The organism is Hyphobacterium vulgare (genome assembly GCF_042643335.1).
GTDB classification, from domain to species: Bacteria; Pseudomonadota; Alphaproteobacteria; order Caulobacterales; family Maricaulaceae; genus Hyphobacterium; species Hyphobacterium vulgare.
This window is the reverse complement of the sequence record NZ_JBHRSV010000001.1, coordinates 302715-320063: the sequence shown is the minus strand read 5'-3', so window position 1 is coordinate 320063 and position 17349 is coordinate 302715. Positions and strand designations below refer to the sequence as shown.

12 protein-coding genes are annotated in these 17349 nt (G+C 64.8%); 7 read left to right on the top strand and 5 right to left on the bottom strand.

The features are described from left to right. Position 1 precedes the first annotated feature (1 nt). Entirely contained in the window at positions 2 to 1177 is a 1176-nt protein-coding gene (locus tag ACFOOR_RS01620; protein ID WP_380213608.1) for a cellulase family glycosylhydrolase, read from the top strand. On the opposite strand, the gene ACFOOR_RS01615 is transcribed toward ACFOOR_RS01620, so the two are convergent. From ACFOOR_RS01615 to ACFOOR_RS01595, 5 genes are all read right to left on the bottom strand, one after another. Continuing rightward, on the bottom strand, positions 1174 to 2676 hold the full coding sequence (locus ACFOOR_RS01615) for an exopolysaccharide biosynthesis polyprenyl glycosylphosphotransferase (RefSeq protein ID WP_343163495.1): 1503 nt from the start codon (positions 2674 to 2676) through the stop codon (positions 1174 to 1176). The two genes, ACFOOR_RS01620 and ACFOOR_RS01615, sit on opposite strands and share 4 nt — an antisense overlap. Positions 2677 to 2770: 94 nt before the next feature. Beyond that, positions 2771 to 3844, bottom strand: a complete 1074-nt coding sequence (locus ACFOOR_RS01610; protein ID WP_343163496.1) for a diiron oxygenase — start codon at positions 3842 to 3844, stop codon at positions 2771 to 2773. Between the two features lie 111 nt (positions 3845 to 3955). Then, positions 3956 to 4900, bottom strand: coding sequence for a sterol desaturase family protein (locus ACFOOR_RS01605; RefSeq protein ID WP_343163804.1), 945 nt, complete (start codon positions 4898 to 4900; stop codon positions 3956 to 3958). Positions 4901 to 4910: 10 nt separating this feature from the next. Beyond that, a complete protein-coding gene (locus ACFOOR_RS01600; RefSeq protein WP_343163497.1) occupies positions 4911 to 5324 on the bottom strand; it encodes a hypothetical protein in 414 nt (137 codons plus the stop codon). A gap of 72 nt (positions 5325 to 5396) precedes the next feature. Further along, positions 5397 to 7865, bottom strand: a complete 2469-nt coding sequence (locus ACFOOR_RS01595; protein ID WP_343163498.1) for a TonB-dependent receptor — start codon at positions 7863 to 7865, stop codon at positions 5397 to 5399. 192 nt (positions 7866 to 8057) lie between these two features. Between ACFOOR_RS01595 and ACFOOR_RS01590 the strand changes: the two genes are divergently transcribed. The 6 genes from ACFOOR_RS01590 to ACFOOR_RS01565 all read left to right on the top strand — a co-directional run bounded on the left by ACFOOR_RS01590 (position 8058) and on the right by ACFOOR_RS01565 (position 17202). After that, positions 8058 to 9275 (top strand): serine hydrolase domain-containing protein, encoded by a 1218-nt coding sequence (locus ACFOOR_RS01590; RefSeq protein ID WP_343163499.1) that lies wholly within the window; start codon positions 8058 to 8060, stop codon positions 9273 to 9275. After that, complete coding sequence (locus ACFOOR_RS01585) at positions 9262 to 10869, top strand: GMC family oxidoreductase (protein WP_449272385.1); 1608 nt, start codon at positions 9262 to 9264, stop codon at positions 10867 to 10869. The genes ACFOOR_RS01590 and ACFOOR_RS01585 overlap by 14 nt, the downstream gene beginning before the upstream one ends. 11 nt (positions 10870 to 10880) lie before the next feature. Beyond that, the gene (locus tag ACFOOR_RS01580) at positions 10881 to 12296 is read left to right on the top strand and encodes a coniferyl aldehyde dehydrogenase (RefSeq protein WP_343163501.1); all 1416 of its coding nucleotides are present in this window, start codon (positions 10881 to 10883) and stop codon (positions 12294 to 12296) included. 3 nt (positions 12297 to 12299) lie between these two features. Then, the gene (locus tag ACFOOR_RS01575; protein WP_343163502.1) at positions 12300 to 13052 is read left to right on the top strand and encodes an SDR family NAD(P)-dependent oxidoreductase; all 753 of its coding nucleotides are present in this window, start codon (positions 12300 to 12302) and stop codon (positions 13050 to 13052) included. A gap of 83 nt (positions 13053 to 13135) precedes the next feature. Then, complete coding sequence (locus ACFOOR_RS01570) at positions 13136 to 15460, top strand: penicillin acylase family protein (protein ID WP_343163503.1); 2325 nt, start codon at positions 13136 to 13138, stop codon at positions 15458 to 15460. A gap of 59 nt (positions 15461 to 15519) precedes the next feature. After that, positions 15520 to 17202, top strand: a complete 1683-nt coding sequence (locus ACFOOR_RS01565) for an alkaline phosphatase D family protein (RefSeq protein ID WP_343163504.1) — start codon at positions 15520 to 15522, stop codon at positions 17200 to 17202. The last annotated feature ends 147 nt before the right edge of the window (positions 17203 to 17349 follow it).

Below are 17349 nucleotides of genomic sequence, written 5' to 3'. Positions count from 1 at the left end.
CATGGCACCGAGCCGCCGGGACATACTAGCGGGCGGGGCGGGACTGATGCTCGCGAACGGCTGTGCGGCGGCGCAGACCCAGACGGGCAAGCTGGATCTCTGGACCAATGCGACGGGACCGCATCTGCGCGGTGCGGTATTCAGCCATCGCCGGATCGTGCCGTCGCTGGATGGCGACTTTCTCGGGCCGGGAGCTGTGGGGTCGCCGACCTCGGACAGCGCGATCGCGTTCTTGCGCTCGGCAGGGGCCAATCTGGCCCTGCTGAGCCATCCCGGTATATTCACTGAAGCGGCGCCCTGGCGGATTGACCAGCCGGTCCTCGAGCATCTTGATGACATGGTGACGCGCTGCGAAGCCGCGGGCCTGTTCACCGTCATCGGATTCCGTAGCGGTCCCGGCCGTTCCGAATTCTCGATCCAGCGGGATTCCGCAGGCGACTGGTTTCCCGCCGAACTCGTCAATGAACGGGTCTGGTTCGACATGGATGCGCAGGACGCCTGGGCCGAGATGTGGCGCGAGACGGCGCGCCGTTTTGCGCAGCGCCGCGGTGTCGCGGGTTTTCTGCTGATGGTCGAACCGAATGCCAACCAGGCGGCTCTGCCGGCCGGCGGCGAGATCTGGGATGCGAGTGAACTGGACCGCAGGACTGCCGGATCGCCGGGAGACTGGCCGTCTTTCGCCGCGCGCCTGTGCCGGACGATCCGGTCGGTCGATGCCGATATCCCGATACTCGTCAGCCCCGATGGCTACGCCAACGCGGTCTTTGCCCGCCTGCTCGACCTCGACGCCGTGCCGGGCTGCGTGCTGGCGATCCACGATTATCATCCGCGCGCCTTCACCCATGCCTGGGGGCCGATGTCCGCAGCGTCCTTCAGTCCGGGCGACGCGATCGTGTCACCACCCAGCTATCCGCGCTGGATGCTCGGCGAGTATGGCGTGCGGCGTTGGGCCGTGGGCGCGGAAGACTATGTCCGGCAGCGCCTCGACGGGCTTGAACGCGCCGGCGCGAACTCGGCCTATTTCCGGTGGGATAGCGGCTGGCGCCGATACGAGGCGCAGGAGAATGGCTGGAACCCGGTTTACGGGGCCGATCCCGATGCCGATACGCCGGCCCGGGAAACGCCGATCGTGAGCGCGCTTTCCGCCGCGTGGGCGGCAAATGCGCGACGCCCCTAGCGGATATTGATCCTGTCGCCGAGCAGGGCCGGCAGGGTGCGCAGCATGATCCACAGATCGAACCAGAGATTGGCCCGCGCGATGTATTCCACGTCGAGCTGGACGCGTTCGCGGGCGGCTTCGGGCGTGTGAAGCGGACCACGCGAGCCGTTGACCTGGGCCCAGCCGGTGAGGCCCGGCTTCACACGGTGACGGTGGGCATATTCGGCCACCAGATTCGAGGTCAGCGTGGCGCCCGTCTTCATGCCGGGGGCGTGCGGGCGCGGACCGACGAGCGACATCTCTCCCTTGAGCACGTTCCAGAGTTGCGGCAATTCGTCGAGGCTGGTCGCGCGGAGGATCTTGCCAACCGGAGTGACCCGCGGATCGTCTCGCTCGACCTGGCGCACGCCGGACTTTTCACCTTCCACACTGTGCCGCATCGAGCGGAATTTCAGGACGCCGATCGGACGGCCATTGAAGCCCTCCCTGACCTGACGGAACAGGATCGGACCGGGAGAGTCGAGGCGGACAAGAAGGGCGATTACCGCCATGACCGGCAAGGCGGCCGCGAACATGAGCGATCCGATCACGAGGTCTTCGAGACGCTTGACGATCAGCCAGTCCGGATTGGCCGGCCGGCCCGACAATTGCGCAGCAGGCGTGTCGGCGATTGAGGCCAGCGTGGAGCCAGAGGCCGCGTCGTCACCGAATTCCAGTGACAGGGCGATGGGCTGGGGCAGCGGGCTCAACTTGCGCAGGAGATCGCGGACCCGGGCGATCGCGTCGGGCCGGACCGTGATCAGAATGCGGTCGACTTCCGGAAGCGCGGTCCAGTTCGCGAGGTCGCCGAGCGTTCCGAGATAGGGAACACCGGCAAGCCGGGAGGGGCTGCGCGACTGACGATCGTCGAAGATGCCGACGATGTTCACTTCGCGGGTACGTCGGTTGGCGTCGATCATGCGCCGGGCATTCGCGGTCGCGCCGACGATCACGATATTCGCCGCCAGCCGGCCGGCGCGCGCCCAACGGCAGATCGCGACCGCATAGATGATCTGAAGCGCCAGCAGTGCCGCGCCGCCGGCCACGGTCTGCCAGGCTGCGACCGGCAAGACCGCCGGATCGAATATCCGAGCCGAGAGCAGGGTGAACAGGCCGCCGAGGCCGATCGCGATCACGGAACGCGCGAGCCGGTCCCAGGGGGGGACGGTCGGTGAAATCCGGTAAAGCGCGAAGGCGTGGAGCCCGCCCGAAGCGAGCACCAGGAAGAGGGCCACAGGCCAGACGGTCCGGGGATCGAGCGCGAGCGCCGCGAAGGCAATCAGCGCCGCTGCACAGAGATCGGTGAACTGAAAGACGCGCGACAGGGCTGCGCGGTCGATCCGGTGGGTCGGTGTGCGGGCGTTGGCCCGGTTCTCGGCCAGCATGGCCGCGCTCACGCCGCGCACCTCCGCCCCGAAGCGGGCGGAAAAATCGTTGGCAGGGGCTTGTCGGCCCGTCTCGGATTTGCGGTCACTCATTCTGTCCACCGGTTCCATTCCGGCGGTCAGACTGACAGATCGGGACAAATATCCCGTTGCCAAACGTGGTTGGCAGCGGGTTAACGCCTCGCCGCTACTCCGCCGCTCCCGCGACCGCGTGGACATAGGCGCGGCGCGCGTCGAAGTCCTGAGCGGCCTTCTCGTCGTCACGGCCCAGCTGGTCGGGGTCGAGGTCGGCGAAGTGCATTACGCCCATGTCCTCGTAGCATTTTCGGATTTTCGGACCCCAAAGCCCGATGTCCTTCACGATCGGGACGATGCGCTGGAAGAGCAGGGTGCGGTAGAGCTTGGTGATCTCCGAATTCTCGGCCCACTCGACGCATTCCTTCTCGGGCAGGCCGAGCGCGCGGTAAACTTCGCGGGCATCGGTCATCCGTCCGCGCATCAGCCAGCAGGCCTCGACCAGAAATTCCTCGCGCTCGTCGCGTTCGGCCTGGGTCAGTTGCGGGTAGAAGTCCCGCAGGGACAGGCGTCCGAAGGCGACGTGGCGGGCCTCGTCTTCCATCACATAGGCATTGACCATCCGCGCCAGCGGGTTCTGGGCGATGTCGCGGATCGTACCGAAGGCGGCCAGTGCCAGGCCTTCGATCACGACCTGCATCGCCAGATAGGTCATGTCCCAGCGCGAATCGCGCATCGCCTGGTCGACCAGTTCCTGCAGCGGGCCGGTCATCGGATAGGCGACGCCGAATTTCTCGAGCAGCTTCTTGTAGGCCTCGACGTGACGGGCCTCGTCCATCACCTGCGTCGCGGCATAGAATTTCGCGTCGAGGTCGGGGACCTGGGTGACGATCTTGGAGGCACAGAGCAGCGCCGCCTGCTCGCCCTGCAGGAATTGCGAGATATTCCAGGCCTGGGCGTGGGTCGTCAGCTCGATCCGGTCCTTTTCCGACATGCGGTTCCAGATCGGAGAGCCGTACAGGCCGCCGGCTTCAGGCGGCAACTGCATCGGGTTTTCGGGATCGAGCTCGAGCGACCAGTCGATGCGGTTGACCGCATCCCACTGCATGTCCTTGCCCTTCTGGTAGAGGTGCATGAGCGAGGCGCGGCCCTCGTCGAATTCCCAGTCGAACAGGGCATTGTATTCTTGGGGTACAGACCAGCAGGGGTCGATATCCGGAATCGGATAGAGGTCGCGCAGGCTCATATCGTCTCTCCCTTCGCATGCACCGGCGTTTCGTTCTCAAAAAGTGAACGCCGTTTACTTGATGGCAGAGTGATAGAAAAACTCGCCCGGCGCAAGGGGGCGGCGTGTCAGCTATTCGGCAGGCAGACGGCTGCCGGTACTGGCCTCTGACGAGGCTCGAGCTTCGCCGTGCCGACGTTCCGCGTCCCAAATTTCCTTGATCCGCTTCGACGTCATCCGGCTGCCGTCGGGTGACCAGCCGGGCGGGGCGAAGATATAGCCGAGCGCTTCCTTCGGGGATCTCGACCCGGCGACGTCCCTGGCGATTCCCCACCATTCATGCAGCGAGATGCGCAGCGGATTCCAGGTGCCGAGATTCTTCACGATGCCATAGCGGCAGCGTTCGTCCTCGAGTTCGGGCTGGAAGGTGCCGAACATCTTGTCCCAGATGATGAAGACGCCGGCATAGTTGCGGTCGAGATAGACCGGGTTGGTCGCGTGATGGACCCGATGGTGCGAAGGCGTGTTCATCACCGCCTCGAACCAGCGCGGCATCCGGGTAATCGCCTCGGTGTGGATCCAGAACTGGTAGATCAGGTTCAGCGAGCCGACGAAGGCAATCATCACCGGCGGGAAGCCGAGCAGAACGAGCCACGACCCGAGCCACATGAATTTCAGCGTGAACACGCCGAACCAGGGCTGCCGAAGCGCCGTGGTCAGATTGTAATGCTGCGACGAGTGGTGAACGACGTGGTCGGCCCAGAACCAGCGCACGGTATGGGCCCAGCGGTGCGACCAGTAATAGGTGAAGTCGTCGAGCACGAAGGCAGCGATCCAAGCCCACCAGACATAGCCGAAATCGAACAGGGCGAATTGCTGGATGAAGGTCAGCCAGGTTGCCGTGATGCCGGCAAAGACAACGCCGGCGACCGTATTGCCCAGCCCCATGGCAAGGCTGGCGGCGCTGTCGCGCGGCTCGAAGCGCGCCTTGCCGGTGGTCCGGGCATAGACCATCTCGGCGATGATGAAGGCCGCGAAGAAGGGGATGGCGATATAGATCGGCTCGATCAGTTCGATATCCACGCCGCTACTCCGTGCTCAGCCGAGCCGCCCATTCGCGGGCCGCATTGTCATCGCCCAGTGTGATGCGGGCGGACGGAAAGGTGAAGTCCTTGAAGTGCAGCATGATGACGCCACCGTCACGCAGGTCGGCGCGGGCGACGCTGCCCGGCTCGATCAGGCGGGAAACGAATGTGTCGCCACGGGCGGAGAGATAGCCCACTGATTTGCCGTCTTTCGATTCGATCAGTGCGGCGAGGCCGTCGGCGGCCAAGACGCCGGTCACGCCCGGTTCAAAGATGAGAAGGTCCTGCGTCAGGACGCGTCCGGCGTCTTCGATGCTGTCGATGCGGGACGTCGACCATCCGCCGATCCAGACATTGATTCCGACTAGCGCGGACACCGCGGCAAAGGCGCCGATGAGGATGAGAAGCGTGGTCATCCCTGACTCCAAAAAGAAAAGGAGCGGAGACCGAAATCTCCGCTCCCGATCCTAGCAGATTTGCGCGGCTGACTAGCGGCGCAGACGCAGCGTCACACCGTAGGTGCGCGGGTCGCCCGGATAGCCATTGAGGCTGCCCGGCTGACCAACGGAGCTGAACTCGCCGACGAGGTATTCCTCGTCGTTCAGGTTGCGGCCCCAGAACTGCAGGCCCCAGCTCTCGTCCTCGGCACCGAAGCCGAAGGAGCCATTGAACAGGGTGATGGCTTCCTGAAGCTTGCGGGGGTCGAGATCGCCGCCGAGATTGCGCTCGGAGGAGTAGAAGACCTCGCCGCGGACGAAGCCGCCCCAGTTGCTGCCCAGCGGGAAGAACCAGGTACCGGTCGCCGTCGCGGTGGTTTCCGCAGCGCCGGCCAGTTCACGGCCCGACAGATCCTGCGTGCCGTTGATCAGGCAGGGGCCGGACGTGTTCAGGTCGTCGCAGGGTGCGTTCGTGTAGGTTTCATATTCGGCATTGAACAGGTGCGTGACGCCGCCCGTGAACATGAAGCTCTCGTTCGGGCGCCACATGGTTTCGATCTCGACGCCGCGGACGAGCACCTCACCGGCATTGTCGAGCACGAAAGCCGTGCCGTTGAAGTTGTTCGACTGGAAGTCTTCCAGGGTCTGGTGGAAGGCAGCGATGTCGAGACGCATCGTGTTGTCGAACAGCGTCGTCTTCAGGCCGATCTCGTAATTGGTCGAGATTTCCGGGTCGAACTCCAGCGCGTTTGCCACGGCTGCCGTCGAGGAGACGTTGAAGCCGCCGGCCTTGTAGCCGTTGGAGTAGCTGGCGTAGATGTTGACGTTGTCCGACACGTCATAGGACAGGATGATGTTGCCCGACGTGTTGTCCTCGGAGCGGGCCGACGCGTAGTCCGGGGCCGGCGGCGAGAACTGCAGCGGCGTGAGGCCGAGCAGCGGGTTGACGTTCGGATCGGTCGAACCCGCGGCTGCAATCGCCTGAGCCTGAGCGGCCGCAGCCGGGTTGGCCGCAATGTTGCCCGGAGTCGCCGGCAGGCCGGTCAGCTGGAAGAAGACGGTCGCGAAGATCTGCTGGAAGCCGATCTGCACCATGTCCAGCGCCGAGAACGGGTCGTTGACGTCGAGATCGGCGTCGATCGTCTTGTCTTCCTCGGTGTAGCGCAGACCGCCCGTGATCGTGAAACGATCGGTGACGTGCCAGTCGAGCTGACCGAAGACCGACCAGCTTTCCGTGGTCAGCGAGTAGTCTTCCTGACGACCCTGGCCGGCTGCGAGGAAGGTGCCGGCCGGGAAGCCGAGACCGCCTTCAAGCGCGGTGATCGCGCCGCCCGACACCAGATCGGCGAACGGACGCAGGTCCGTGCCGTAGCGTGTGATGTCCTGGTGGCTCATGTCCTGGTCGAAGAAGTACACACCAGCCAGCCAATCGACCATGTTGTCGCCGGTCGAGGTCAGGCGGAATTCCTGGGTGAAGGTATCGTACCGCGTGTCGAGGGCCCGCGTGCGGGACAGGTCGAGATCGGTGAAGTCGGCGTCGATCTCGTTGTCGTCACGGAAGTGACGGTACGCCGTGATCGAGGTCAGCTGGAAGCCGTCGAAATCGATGTCGACCTGGCCGGACAGACCGCGCGTATCGATTTGCGTGATGACTGGCGAGTTGGTGGCAATCTGGCGAGCATAGGGGTCGGCCGGAAGCACCGTGGCGCCGAGAAACGCGAGCGCGCCGGCATTTTGCGGCAGGTTGAAGGAGAACGGCGCGGCGCAGCAATTCTCGTCGACCGTGCCGAGGTCGCCGATCAGGCGGACGGACACGTTCTCGCCGAGATCGGCCGCGAACTGGCCGCGGAAGCTCCAGCGGTCGCGGTTGTTCAGCGTGCCGCCGGTGGCGACGTTGTCGAGGAAGCCGTCACGCGTGTTGCGGTTGAAGTCGAAGCGAACCGCTGCATTGCCGTCCATCACCGGACCGGTGACGGTGCCGCGGAAGATGCGGCCATTGTAGTTCGACAGGGTGACTTCGCCGACTGCGCCGAATTCATATTCCGGCGCCTGCGTGATGAAGTGGACCACGCCGGCCGGAGAGTTCTTGCCGAACAGGGTCGACTGCGGGCCGCGCAGGACTTCGACGCGTTCCAGCGACAGGAAGTCGTTGATCGCGGCACCCTGGCGGGAGCGGTAAACGTTATCGACGAAAATGGCGACCGACGGCTCGAGGCCGACATTGTCGGCTGACGTACCCAGGCCCCGGATTGCGAATTCCGTAACGCCGGAACGCGAGAACTGGGCAACGCGCAGGGAAGGCACGAGCTGCTGCAGATCGCGAACATCGCGGATCTGGCCGAGCTGGAGCTGTTCTTCCGGAACGGCGGACACCGCCACCGGGGTTTCCTGCAGTGTCTGTTCGCGGCGTTGTGCCGTCACCGTGATGGTGTCGACCTGAGCCATGGCCGTGCCGGCCGAGATAAGGCTTGCGCCAAGCGCGGTCGACGCCATGGCGATGGTGCGGAACGAAGTCTTCATGTCACTCCCCCTGAGACGCCGGGATCCCGTCCGGCGCAATTGGTTTATCGGGCCATAACACCACCGATTGATCGCGGTGTCAGTAGCGAACGCGCAACAGGCGAACAACGAATAACCGTTGCACTTTGCTGGTGTTCGTCGTGACACTGGAAACTGAACAACCCGTAACCGTCATGGGGGAAGGATATGGTCGTGAGAATTGTGGGGGGCGCGCTGCTGGCATTGGTGCTCGCGATTACCGCTGCTGCAGCATGGTATTTCCGGCCCTGGTCGGACTATTCGCCGGCAGAAATCAATCGGCTTTCGGACCCGGCGCGATACACCGAAACCTTCCAGACGATGGATTCGATTTTCCCATACCGCACCATCGAAGCGACCGATCCGCAATCACTTGACGGTGCATCCCAGCCCCTGTCGGTCACCTATGAATGGGACGGCGAAGCCCGAACGATCGAGCAATATCTCGACGAGTCGCACGCGCTCGCGCTTGTCGTGCTGCACGACGGGGCGCTCGTTCACGAGCGCTATCTGAACGGAGCAAACGCGGGAACGCGGCTGACGTCCTGGTCTGTCGCGAAAAGTTTCGTTGCGACGATGATCGCCATGGCGCTCGATCAGGGCCGGATCGAGTCGCTGGACCAGATGGCACAGGAATTTGCGCCGCAGTATGCCGGCAGCCCGATGGGCGAGACCAGCCTCAGGCATCTTCTGATGATGTCGGCGGGTATCGACTTCAACGAAGACTATTCCGGACCGGATTCAGACATCCGTCCGCTCTTCTTCAACACCTTCATCCTGGGCCAAAGCGTCGACGAGCAGATCGCCCGGATCGAACGCAATCGCGAGCCGGGTCAGGACCTGCATTACACCAGCCCGAACACGCATGTGCTCGGCGCGGTGCTGCGCGGGATTTATGGCGAGAACCTTGCTGCCATCACGCAGCAGCAAATCTGGACGCCGTTGCAGATGTCTTCGGATGCCTACTGGTCGCAGAATGTCGAGGGCGAGCAGGCGGAAGCGATCGGCTATTGCTGCCTCAATGCGACCGCGCGCGACTATGCCCGTTTCGGCCAGTTCCACCTGCAGGACGGGGTCTGGGACGGGGAGCGGCTGTTGCCGGAAGGCTGGGTCGAGATGGCGACAAGGCCGAATGCGCCTTTCCAGGAGCCGAACGAAACCATCCCGCTGCGCGGCTATGGCCTGCACTGGTGGATGCCGGAAAATCACGAGGGCGAGTATTTCGCCGCCGGGGTCTATGGGCAGTATATCTGGGTCGATGAACGCCGGGGCGTGGTGATCGCCCGCTTCGCCGGCGACCCCGAATGGGGGGCGCGGACCGGCGAAACTCTCACCGTGATGCGCGCCATCGCCGAGGTCGTTTCGCCGCTTTCGGAGAATGTCGATGAGTGACGTCCGCGAATTCGACTACATCATCGTCGGGGCAGGGTCGGCGGGGTGCGTGGTTGCCGAAAAGCTATCGCGCGACCGCGATGTCTCCGTCTGCCTTGTGGAAGCCGGCAAGCCCGACAAGGCGCCCGCCATCCGTACCGCCATGATGCTGGCGCAGGTCGTTTCCGGTGGCCCGTACAACTGGTCCTACGAGACCGAACCCCAGAGCCAGCTCAATGACCGCCGGCTGTTCTGGCCGCGCGGCAAGACGCTCGGCGGTTCGTCGTCGATCAATGCCATGCACTACATGCGCGGCGCGGCGGAGAATTTCGACGAGTGGGGCGCGATGGGCGCCGAGGGCTGGGACTGGACCGATGCGCTCGCGCGCTTCAAGGCGATGCAGTGCCAGCAGCGTGGCGCGGACGAATTCCACGGTGTCGACGGACCGCTGCATGTTCAGGACATCCCGGTCCTCAACCCGCTGACCGAGGCCTTTTTCGAAGCCGGTGAGCAGCTGCAATACCCGCGCAATCCCGATTTCAATGGCGCCAAGCAATTCGGCTTCGGTCCCTACCAGGTGACGATGAAAGGGCCGCGCCGCTGGAGCGCGGCGGACGCCTTCCTCCGGCCAGCGCTGGAGCGCGGCAATATCACGGTGATCACCGAAGCGCTGGCGCATCGTGTGATCCTCGAGAATGGCAGGGCGGCCGGGGTTGCGCTCGACATCAGGGGAGACGCAACGACGCTGACCGCGCGCAAGGAAGTCATCCTCGCCGGCGGGGCGATCAACTCGCCGCAATTGCTGCAGCTGTCGGGTATTGGTGATCCGGACTGGCTGAAAGCCGCCGGCGTGACGCCCGAGGTCGATCTTCCCGGCGTCGGACGCAATCTTCAGGACCATCTCGATATCGCCGCGCTGATGCGCACGAAGAGCGCAACATCGCTCGGCTGGTCATGGGCGACGGTGGCGAAGAATTTCGGCGATCTGTTCCGCTGGATGCTGCGCGGCGACGGACCCCTGACGAACAACCCGGTTCAGGGCGGGGCCTTCCTGTCGTCGTCGCGGGCGGGCGACCTGCCGGACCTGCAGCTTGTCTTCATTCCATCGCTGTCGAAGAACCACGGCAAGGAGCAGGTCTGGGGGCATGGCGTGACGCTGCATGTCTGCCACCTCTACCCCGAAAGCCGCGGCGAGATCCGGATCCGAAGCGCCGACCCGCGCGAATACCCGGCGATCGACCCCAATTATCTCGACAAGGAAGGCGATCTCGTCGCGCTGATTGACGGGCTGGAGATCGTGCGGCGGATTCTTGCGACTCCGGCGTTCGACTTTGATCGCGCCGAGGAATGGCTGCCGGGACCGGGCGCGAAGACGCGCGCCGATCTCGAAGCCGACATCCGGGCGCGCGCGGAGACTCTCTACCATCCGACCTCGACCTGCACGATGGGCAAGGGCGAGCTGGCGGTGGTCGATCCGCACTGCCGGGTCTACGGTGTCAGCGGACTGCGTGTCGTCGATGCCTCCGTCATGCCGCGCCTCGTCGGCGGCAACACCAACGCGCCAACCATGATGATTGCCGACAAGGCTGCGGACATGATCCGCGCCTCGGCCTGAAGGAGACTGCCATGAGCGAGACCGACGCCCGCCAGATCGAACGCCTGAAGACGCTGCTGGCGCGCCAGAAGGAGGCATTCTCCGATCAGCGCCATCGTCCGATCGACCAGCGCAAGGCCGACATCCAGAAGGTCGCCGACCTGACAAGGAACCACGCCCAGGACATCATGGCCGCGATCTCGGCCGATTACGGTGTCAGGTCCTGCGCGGAAACCCAGATCGCCGAGATCGGCTTCGTGATCAGCGCGGCCAAGCATGCGAAATCGCACGTCGGGAAATGGGCGAAGGCGAAGCCCGCCTCCGTCCCGATGACGCTGGCGCCCGGCAAGGCCTATGTGCGCCGCGAAGCCAAGGGGGTCGTCGGCATCGTGTCGCCGTGGAATTACCCTTGGCAGCTGGCGATCGCGCCGCTGATTGCTGCTCTCGCGGCGGGCTGCCGGGCGATCATCAAGCCATCGGAACTGACGCCGAAAACCGCCGACCTGATGAGCCGACTTCTGGCCGAGGCTTTCGACGAAAGCCAGGTCGCGGTCGTGACAGGCGGGCCGAAGGTGGGCGAGGCCTTCACGCAGCAGAAATTCGACCACCTCTTCTATACCGGTTCGACGCATGTCGGCCGTCTCGTCGCGCTGGCCGCAGCGGACAATCTGGTGCCGGTCACGCTGGAGCTTGGCGGCAAGTCGCCTGCCATCCTCACCGAGGACTATGATCCGGCCGATGCCGCATCGCCGCTGGCCTGGGGCAAGTTCTTCAATGCCGGGCAGACCTGTATCGCGCCGGACTATGTTCTCGCCCCGCGTTCGAAGGTCGATGCCACGGCCGAGGCGGTTCTGGAACAGGTCGGGACCTTCTTCCCGGACTTTGCGAGCGACGCCGACTACACGGCGATCATATCCGATCGCCATCATGCCCGGCTGACCGCGATGATCGAGGAAGCGCGTGCTGCCGGTGCCCGCATTCTCCAGCCGAAGGGCAGCGAAAGCGGCAATGCCCGCAAGCTGGCCCCGACGATCGTGATCGATCCGCCGGTCGACAGCCAGTTGATGACGGAAGAGATCTTCGGGCCGATCCTGCCGATCCTGCCCTACGACACGCTCAATGATGCGATCGCCTTCGTGAACGAACGCGACCATCCGCTGGCGCTTTACGTCTATGCGAAGGACAAGGCGCTCGCCCGCAGCGTGCTCGACCGGACGATCTCCGGCGGGGCCAGCGTGAACGCCTCCATGCTGCACATGTCGGTGGAAGGCATGCCGTTCGGCGGCGTCGGGGCTTCGGGGCAGGGCGCCTATCACGGCGAGCACGGCTTCCTGACCTTCACGCACGAACGCGCGGTGTTCGAGGCGCCGAAATGGCACCCGTCGCGCCTGATCGCGCCGCCCTACGGCAAGACGTTCGACTTCATCTCGAAGCTGCAATCGAAATAGGCCATGCCCGGACAATTGAACGGAAAGCGGATCCTCGTGACCGGTGCGTCGCGGGGGGCCGGCAAGTCCATCGCGCGCGCCTGCGCGGCCGATGGCGGCGATGTGGTGATCCACTACAATGCGCAGCGTGAGGCGGCCGATGCGCTGGCGCAGGAGCTGGGCAACAGGGCTCCGGGCGTGATCGGAAAGGACCTCGGCGAGGCTGGGGCCGGCGCGGCGCTCTGGGCCGAGGCCGAGGCTCAATTCGGACCGCTCGACGCGCTGGTCAACAATGCCGGAATCTACCGCGCGACGCCGCTCAATGATGACGCGCAATGGGAGGCTGGCTGGACGGAACAGCTGGCCGTCAATCTGCGCGCGCCCTGCGACCTGATGCGCGCGGCCGTGACTGCTTTCCGGACGCGCGGCGGGGGTTCGATCGTCAATATCGCCTCGCGCGCGGCCTATCGCGGCGACGGGCCGAACCATTGCGGTTATGCCGCGGTGAAGGCGGGCCTGGTCGCGGCGGCGAAGACGCTGGCCCGGGCTTATTCCGGTGACGGGGTTCTGATCTACACGCTGACCCCGGGCTGGATCGAGACCGACATGGCACCGAGCCGGGTCGAGGCGCGCCGGGCCGCCGTCGCCGAAATACCGCTCGGAGCCGTCGCGCAGCCTGACGAAATCGGAGCGGTCTCGGCCTTCCTGTTGTCGGGCCTGTGTCCTTCGGCGACCGGTACGGTGATGGATATCAACGGCGCCTCCTACGTCCGTTAGTCACAATGCAGACCCGCACTGGCGCGGCGCGGCGGTCCTGTTACTCTCCCGCGTGAACGGTGTTCACATTGGGGGTGGGTCGCATGCGTATTCTGGTTCGGATTATCCTGTTTTTCGGGGGGCTGGTTGCCGCCCTGATGCTGATCGGGGCCGGGTTCTGGCTCTGGGCCTTCTGGGGCACAAAACCGGATACGAGCGGCCAGGTCCGCGTCGCCGGCCTGAGCGGCGACGTGACGATCGTGCGCGACGAACACGGCGTACCCCACATCTTCGGCGAAACGGAAGCCGATGTGTTCTTCGGGCTCGGCTATGCCCACGCCCAGGACCGCTTCTTCCAGATGGACATGATGCGCCGTTATGTGCAGGGGCGACTGTCCGAAGCACTCGGAGAACGAACCGTACGCGTCGATGCGCGCAACCGCATTCGCGGCTATCCGAATGTCGCCGCTGCCGCTGTCGCCAATATGGACGCCGAGACGCTGGCCGCGGCCGAAGCCTACACCGCCGGTGTCAATGCGCGCCTCGCGCGCGGTACGCCGTCGCCGGAATACCGGGTCATGATGTTCAACCCGTCGACCTGGATGTTCCGCCCCGAGGAATGGCGGCTGGTCGATACCGCCTCGGTGGTCGTCTACATGGCGGACTCGCTGGCGGCCGGCGAGGACAGCGAGATGTCCCGCCGCCGACTCGAAGAAATCCTGATGCCGGACCAGCTTGCGGAATTCCTGCCGGAATATCCCGACTGGGCGCCAACCATGCTGCAGGCCGAGGACTATGCCGAACGCGCCGCGACTCCTGCGGACAACGGCCTGCCGGCGAACGAAGTCCAGCCGGACGTCGATGAAGGCTCCAATGCCTGGGTGCTTTCGGGCGAACACACGGCGAGCGGCGCACCGCTTCTGGCCAACGACCCGCATCTGTCACTGTCCGCGCCGGGGATCTGGTATTTCGCGCACCTCGCCCTGCCTGACGGGCATGTGGTCGGCGCGACCGTCGCCGGTGCGCCACTGGTCGTGCTCGGCCGTAATGACGTGTCGGCCTGGGGCTTCACCAATACCGGGTTTGACGTGATCGACCTGCAGGTGTTCGAACGCGGCGAGCTGGAGATCGCGGAACGCACCGAGATGATTCCGGTTCGCGGCGGCGACCCCGTGGAACTGACAATCCGGCAGAGCCCCATCGGACCGCTGCTTGATCCCGACTATTTCGCGATCGACGCCTATGGCGATGTCGATGTGGTGCTGCAATCGACCGCGCTCGACATGTCGAATGACGTCGCCGGCGTCGCCTACCGCATCATGAAAAGCCGGAGCTGGGAGCAATTCGTCGAGGCAGGCCGGGGCTACACTGCGCCGATGCAGAACATGCATTACGCCCATATCGACGGGACGACTGGCTACACGACAGCCGGACTGGTTCCGCTGCGTGACGGGAATGGCCGCTGGACCGGCTATATCCCGTATGACGAGCTGCCGCGGGTGCGAAATCCGGTTTCAGGCCGCGTCGCCAGCGGCAACAACCGGATCGCGCCGGACAATTACGCCCATCCGACACCGGGCGAGTACGCGATCTTCCGCGCGGTCCGGATCAATGAACAACTCGATCTGACGGCCCGCCATGATCTGGACAGCTACGAGACGCTTCAGATGGACGTGCTGTCGGCGCAGGCGGCGCGCCTGATCCCGGCGATTGCGGCCTCCGAGCCGCAGACCGTTGAAGGACAACGCGCCCGCGACCTGCTGGCGGACTGGGACGGGTCGATGCCGGTCTATTCCAACGAAGCGTTGATCTATGCACTGTGGTACCGCGCATTTGCCCGCGCGCTCTACGGTGACGAGCTCGGCGAGGATTTTCCGCGTTTCATCGGCCGCCGCGAAGGCCTGGTCGATAACGTCCTCGTCGGCGGCGAGACGCGCTGGTGCGACGATGTCACCACGCCTGCGGCGGAGAACTGCGCCGTGACGGTGGGTGTTGCGCTCGATGCGGCAATGGCGACCGGGATCGCCCAATTCGGCCCCGATATCGACAACTGGTCCTGGGGCAGCGCGCATGCGGCGGTGTTCGATCACCCGGTTTTCACGGGTATGCCCCTGCTCGATGGCATGTTCACGGTGCGCCAGCCGGTCGGCGGGGATGGCTCTACGGTGAATGTCGCGGTCTATCCGATGCGCGGCGACAGTTTCGACGTATTCCACGGGCCATCCTTGCGGGCGATCTACGACATGTCCGATCTCGACGCGTCCCGCTTCATGCATGCGCCGGGGCAGTCGGGGCATCCCTGGTCGGGGCATTACCGCGATCTGGCGCCGATGTGGGCAGCGGGCGAAAACTTCGAGATGCGGACCGACTGGACGCCGGAGAATGCGCCCGAGGGGTCGAACACGCTGGTCTTGCGGCCAGGAAACTAGGCGTCGCGCTTTTGTCGTGAGACGGTGGCAATACCGCGTCTGACGAGGGGAGACTCACCATGCCACTTCGCTTGAACCGGCGTCATCTCTTGCTGGGCTCGACGAGCCTGGCGCTGACCGCTGCCGCTTGCGGCACGCCGAACCGGCCGCTGCCGCCGGCGCCGACCGGACCGTTCCGGCACGGTGTGGCTTCGGGCGAACCGGATGCAACCAGCGTGGTGCTCTGGACTGCGGTCACCGAGGATGGCGGCGGCGAATTGAGCTGGCAGGTTGCGACTGACGAAGCTTTCGAGGATCTGGTCGTCGAGGCTAGCGAAATTCGCGAATACATCCGGATGAATCCGGTTTCGACCTACAAGTTCGTCGCGACGGGGCTCGAGCCCGATCGCTGGTATTTCTACCGCGCGCTGCACAATGGCGAGGCCTCGCCCGTGGGGCGGACGCGAACCCTTCCGGTGCAGCCGCGCGCATCGTTCAACATCGCATTCTGTTCCTGTTCGAACTATCCGGCGGGCTATTTCAACGCCTACCGCGAAATGGCGAACACGCCGGATCTCGATCTCGTCCTGCACCTTGGTGACTATATCTACGAATACGGGCACGGCGGTTATGCGACCGAGGACGCAGAGGATATGGGCCGGGTCCCGGACCCGAGGCATGAATGCCTGACCTATGCCGACTACGCGGCGCGCCACGCCCAATACAAGTCCGATCCCGACCTTCAGGCGGCGCATGCCGCCGCACCCTGGTTCATCACCTGGGATGATCACGAAGTGGCCAACGACACCTGGTCCGGCGGCGCGGAAAACCACAATGACGGCGAGGGCGAGTGGTCGAGCCGGCGCAGTGAGGCGTTGCGGGCCTTCCATGACTGGAACCCGACACGCGAACCGGCCGACATGATTGGTGGTCTGAAAACCATCGAGATCGCCGGTCTTGCAACGATCGTCCTGACCGAGAGCCGGCACACGGCGCGAACCGAGCAGCTGACGTTTGACAGCTTCCCGATCGCGTATGACGCCGAGGACACTCCGGAGAACCGCGCGCTTGTGGCCGAATGGCTGCGCGATGTGGTGGGCGATCCGTCACGCGAGATGCTCGGCATGGCGCAGATCGAGGCGATCGCCGCGGCTTTCCGGACGTCGCGCGAGGGCGGCACGCCGTGGCAGGTGCTGGGCGGGCAGGTGTTGCTCGGCAAGCTGAACATGCCGAACTATGTCGAGGCCTTGCCGGGCTGGCTGAAATGGATCGTGCGCAATCGCGAGCCGCTGGCCTGGGAATATGTGTTGCGCTCGCGCTTCGACAGCCCGTTCAGCTTCGACAGCTGGGACGGGTATCCGGCCGAGCGCGAAAGGCTCTACGCGGCTGTTCTGGATGCCACGGACGGCATGATCGCTCTGGCCGGTGACACGCACAATTTCTGGACCTGCGCGCTGGCCACGGAGGCCGGCCGGTCGGTCGGTTACGAATTCGGCACGACGTCGATTTCGAGCCCTTCCGAGTTCGAGGGCATTCCGGCGCCGGGCGTGCATTTCGGCCGCATCACCGAAGCCGCCAATGCGGAAATCCTGCACCATGAGCCCTATCGGCGCGGCTTCATCCGGCTTTCACTGACCCGCGACGCGGTCGAGGCGGACTATGTCGAGGTCTCGACCGTCAAACGCACGGGCTATGACGCCGGGATCGACAGCCGCTGGCGCGTGACGCGCGGCGCGGGCGGTCTGGTGCTGGACGCGATCTGATTTCTCCTCGCCCTTTCCCCGCCTCCGCGGGGACAGGCGAGAGATCACAATTGTTTCATGGGTTTCCCGCGAAAGCGGGAAGCTGAAACCGGGTGCCAGCTTCGGGTCCCCACTTTCGTGGGGATCCCAGGGGTTACAAGCAGTCCC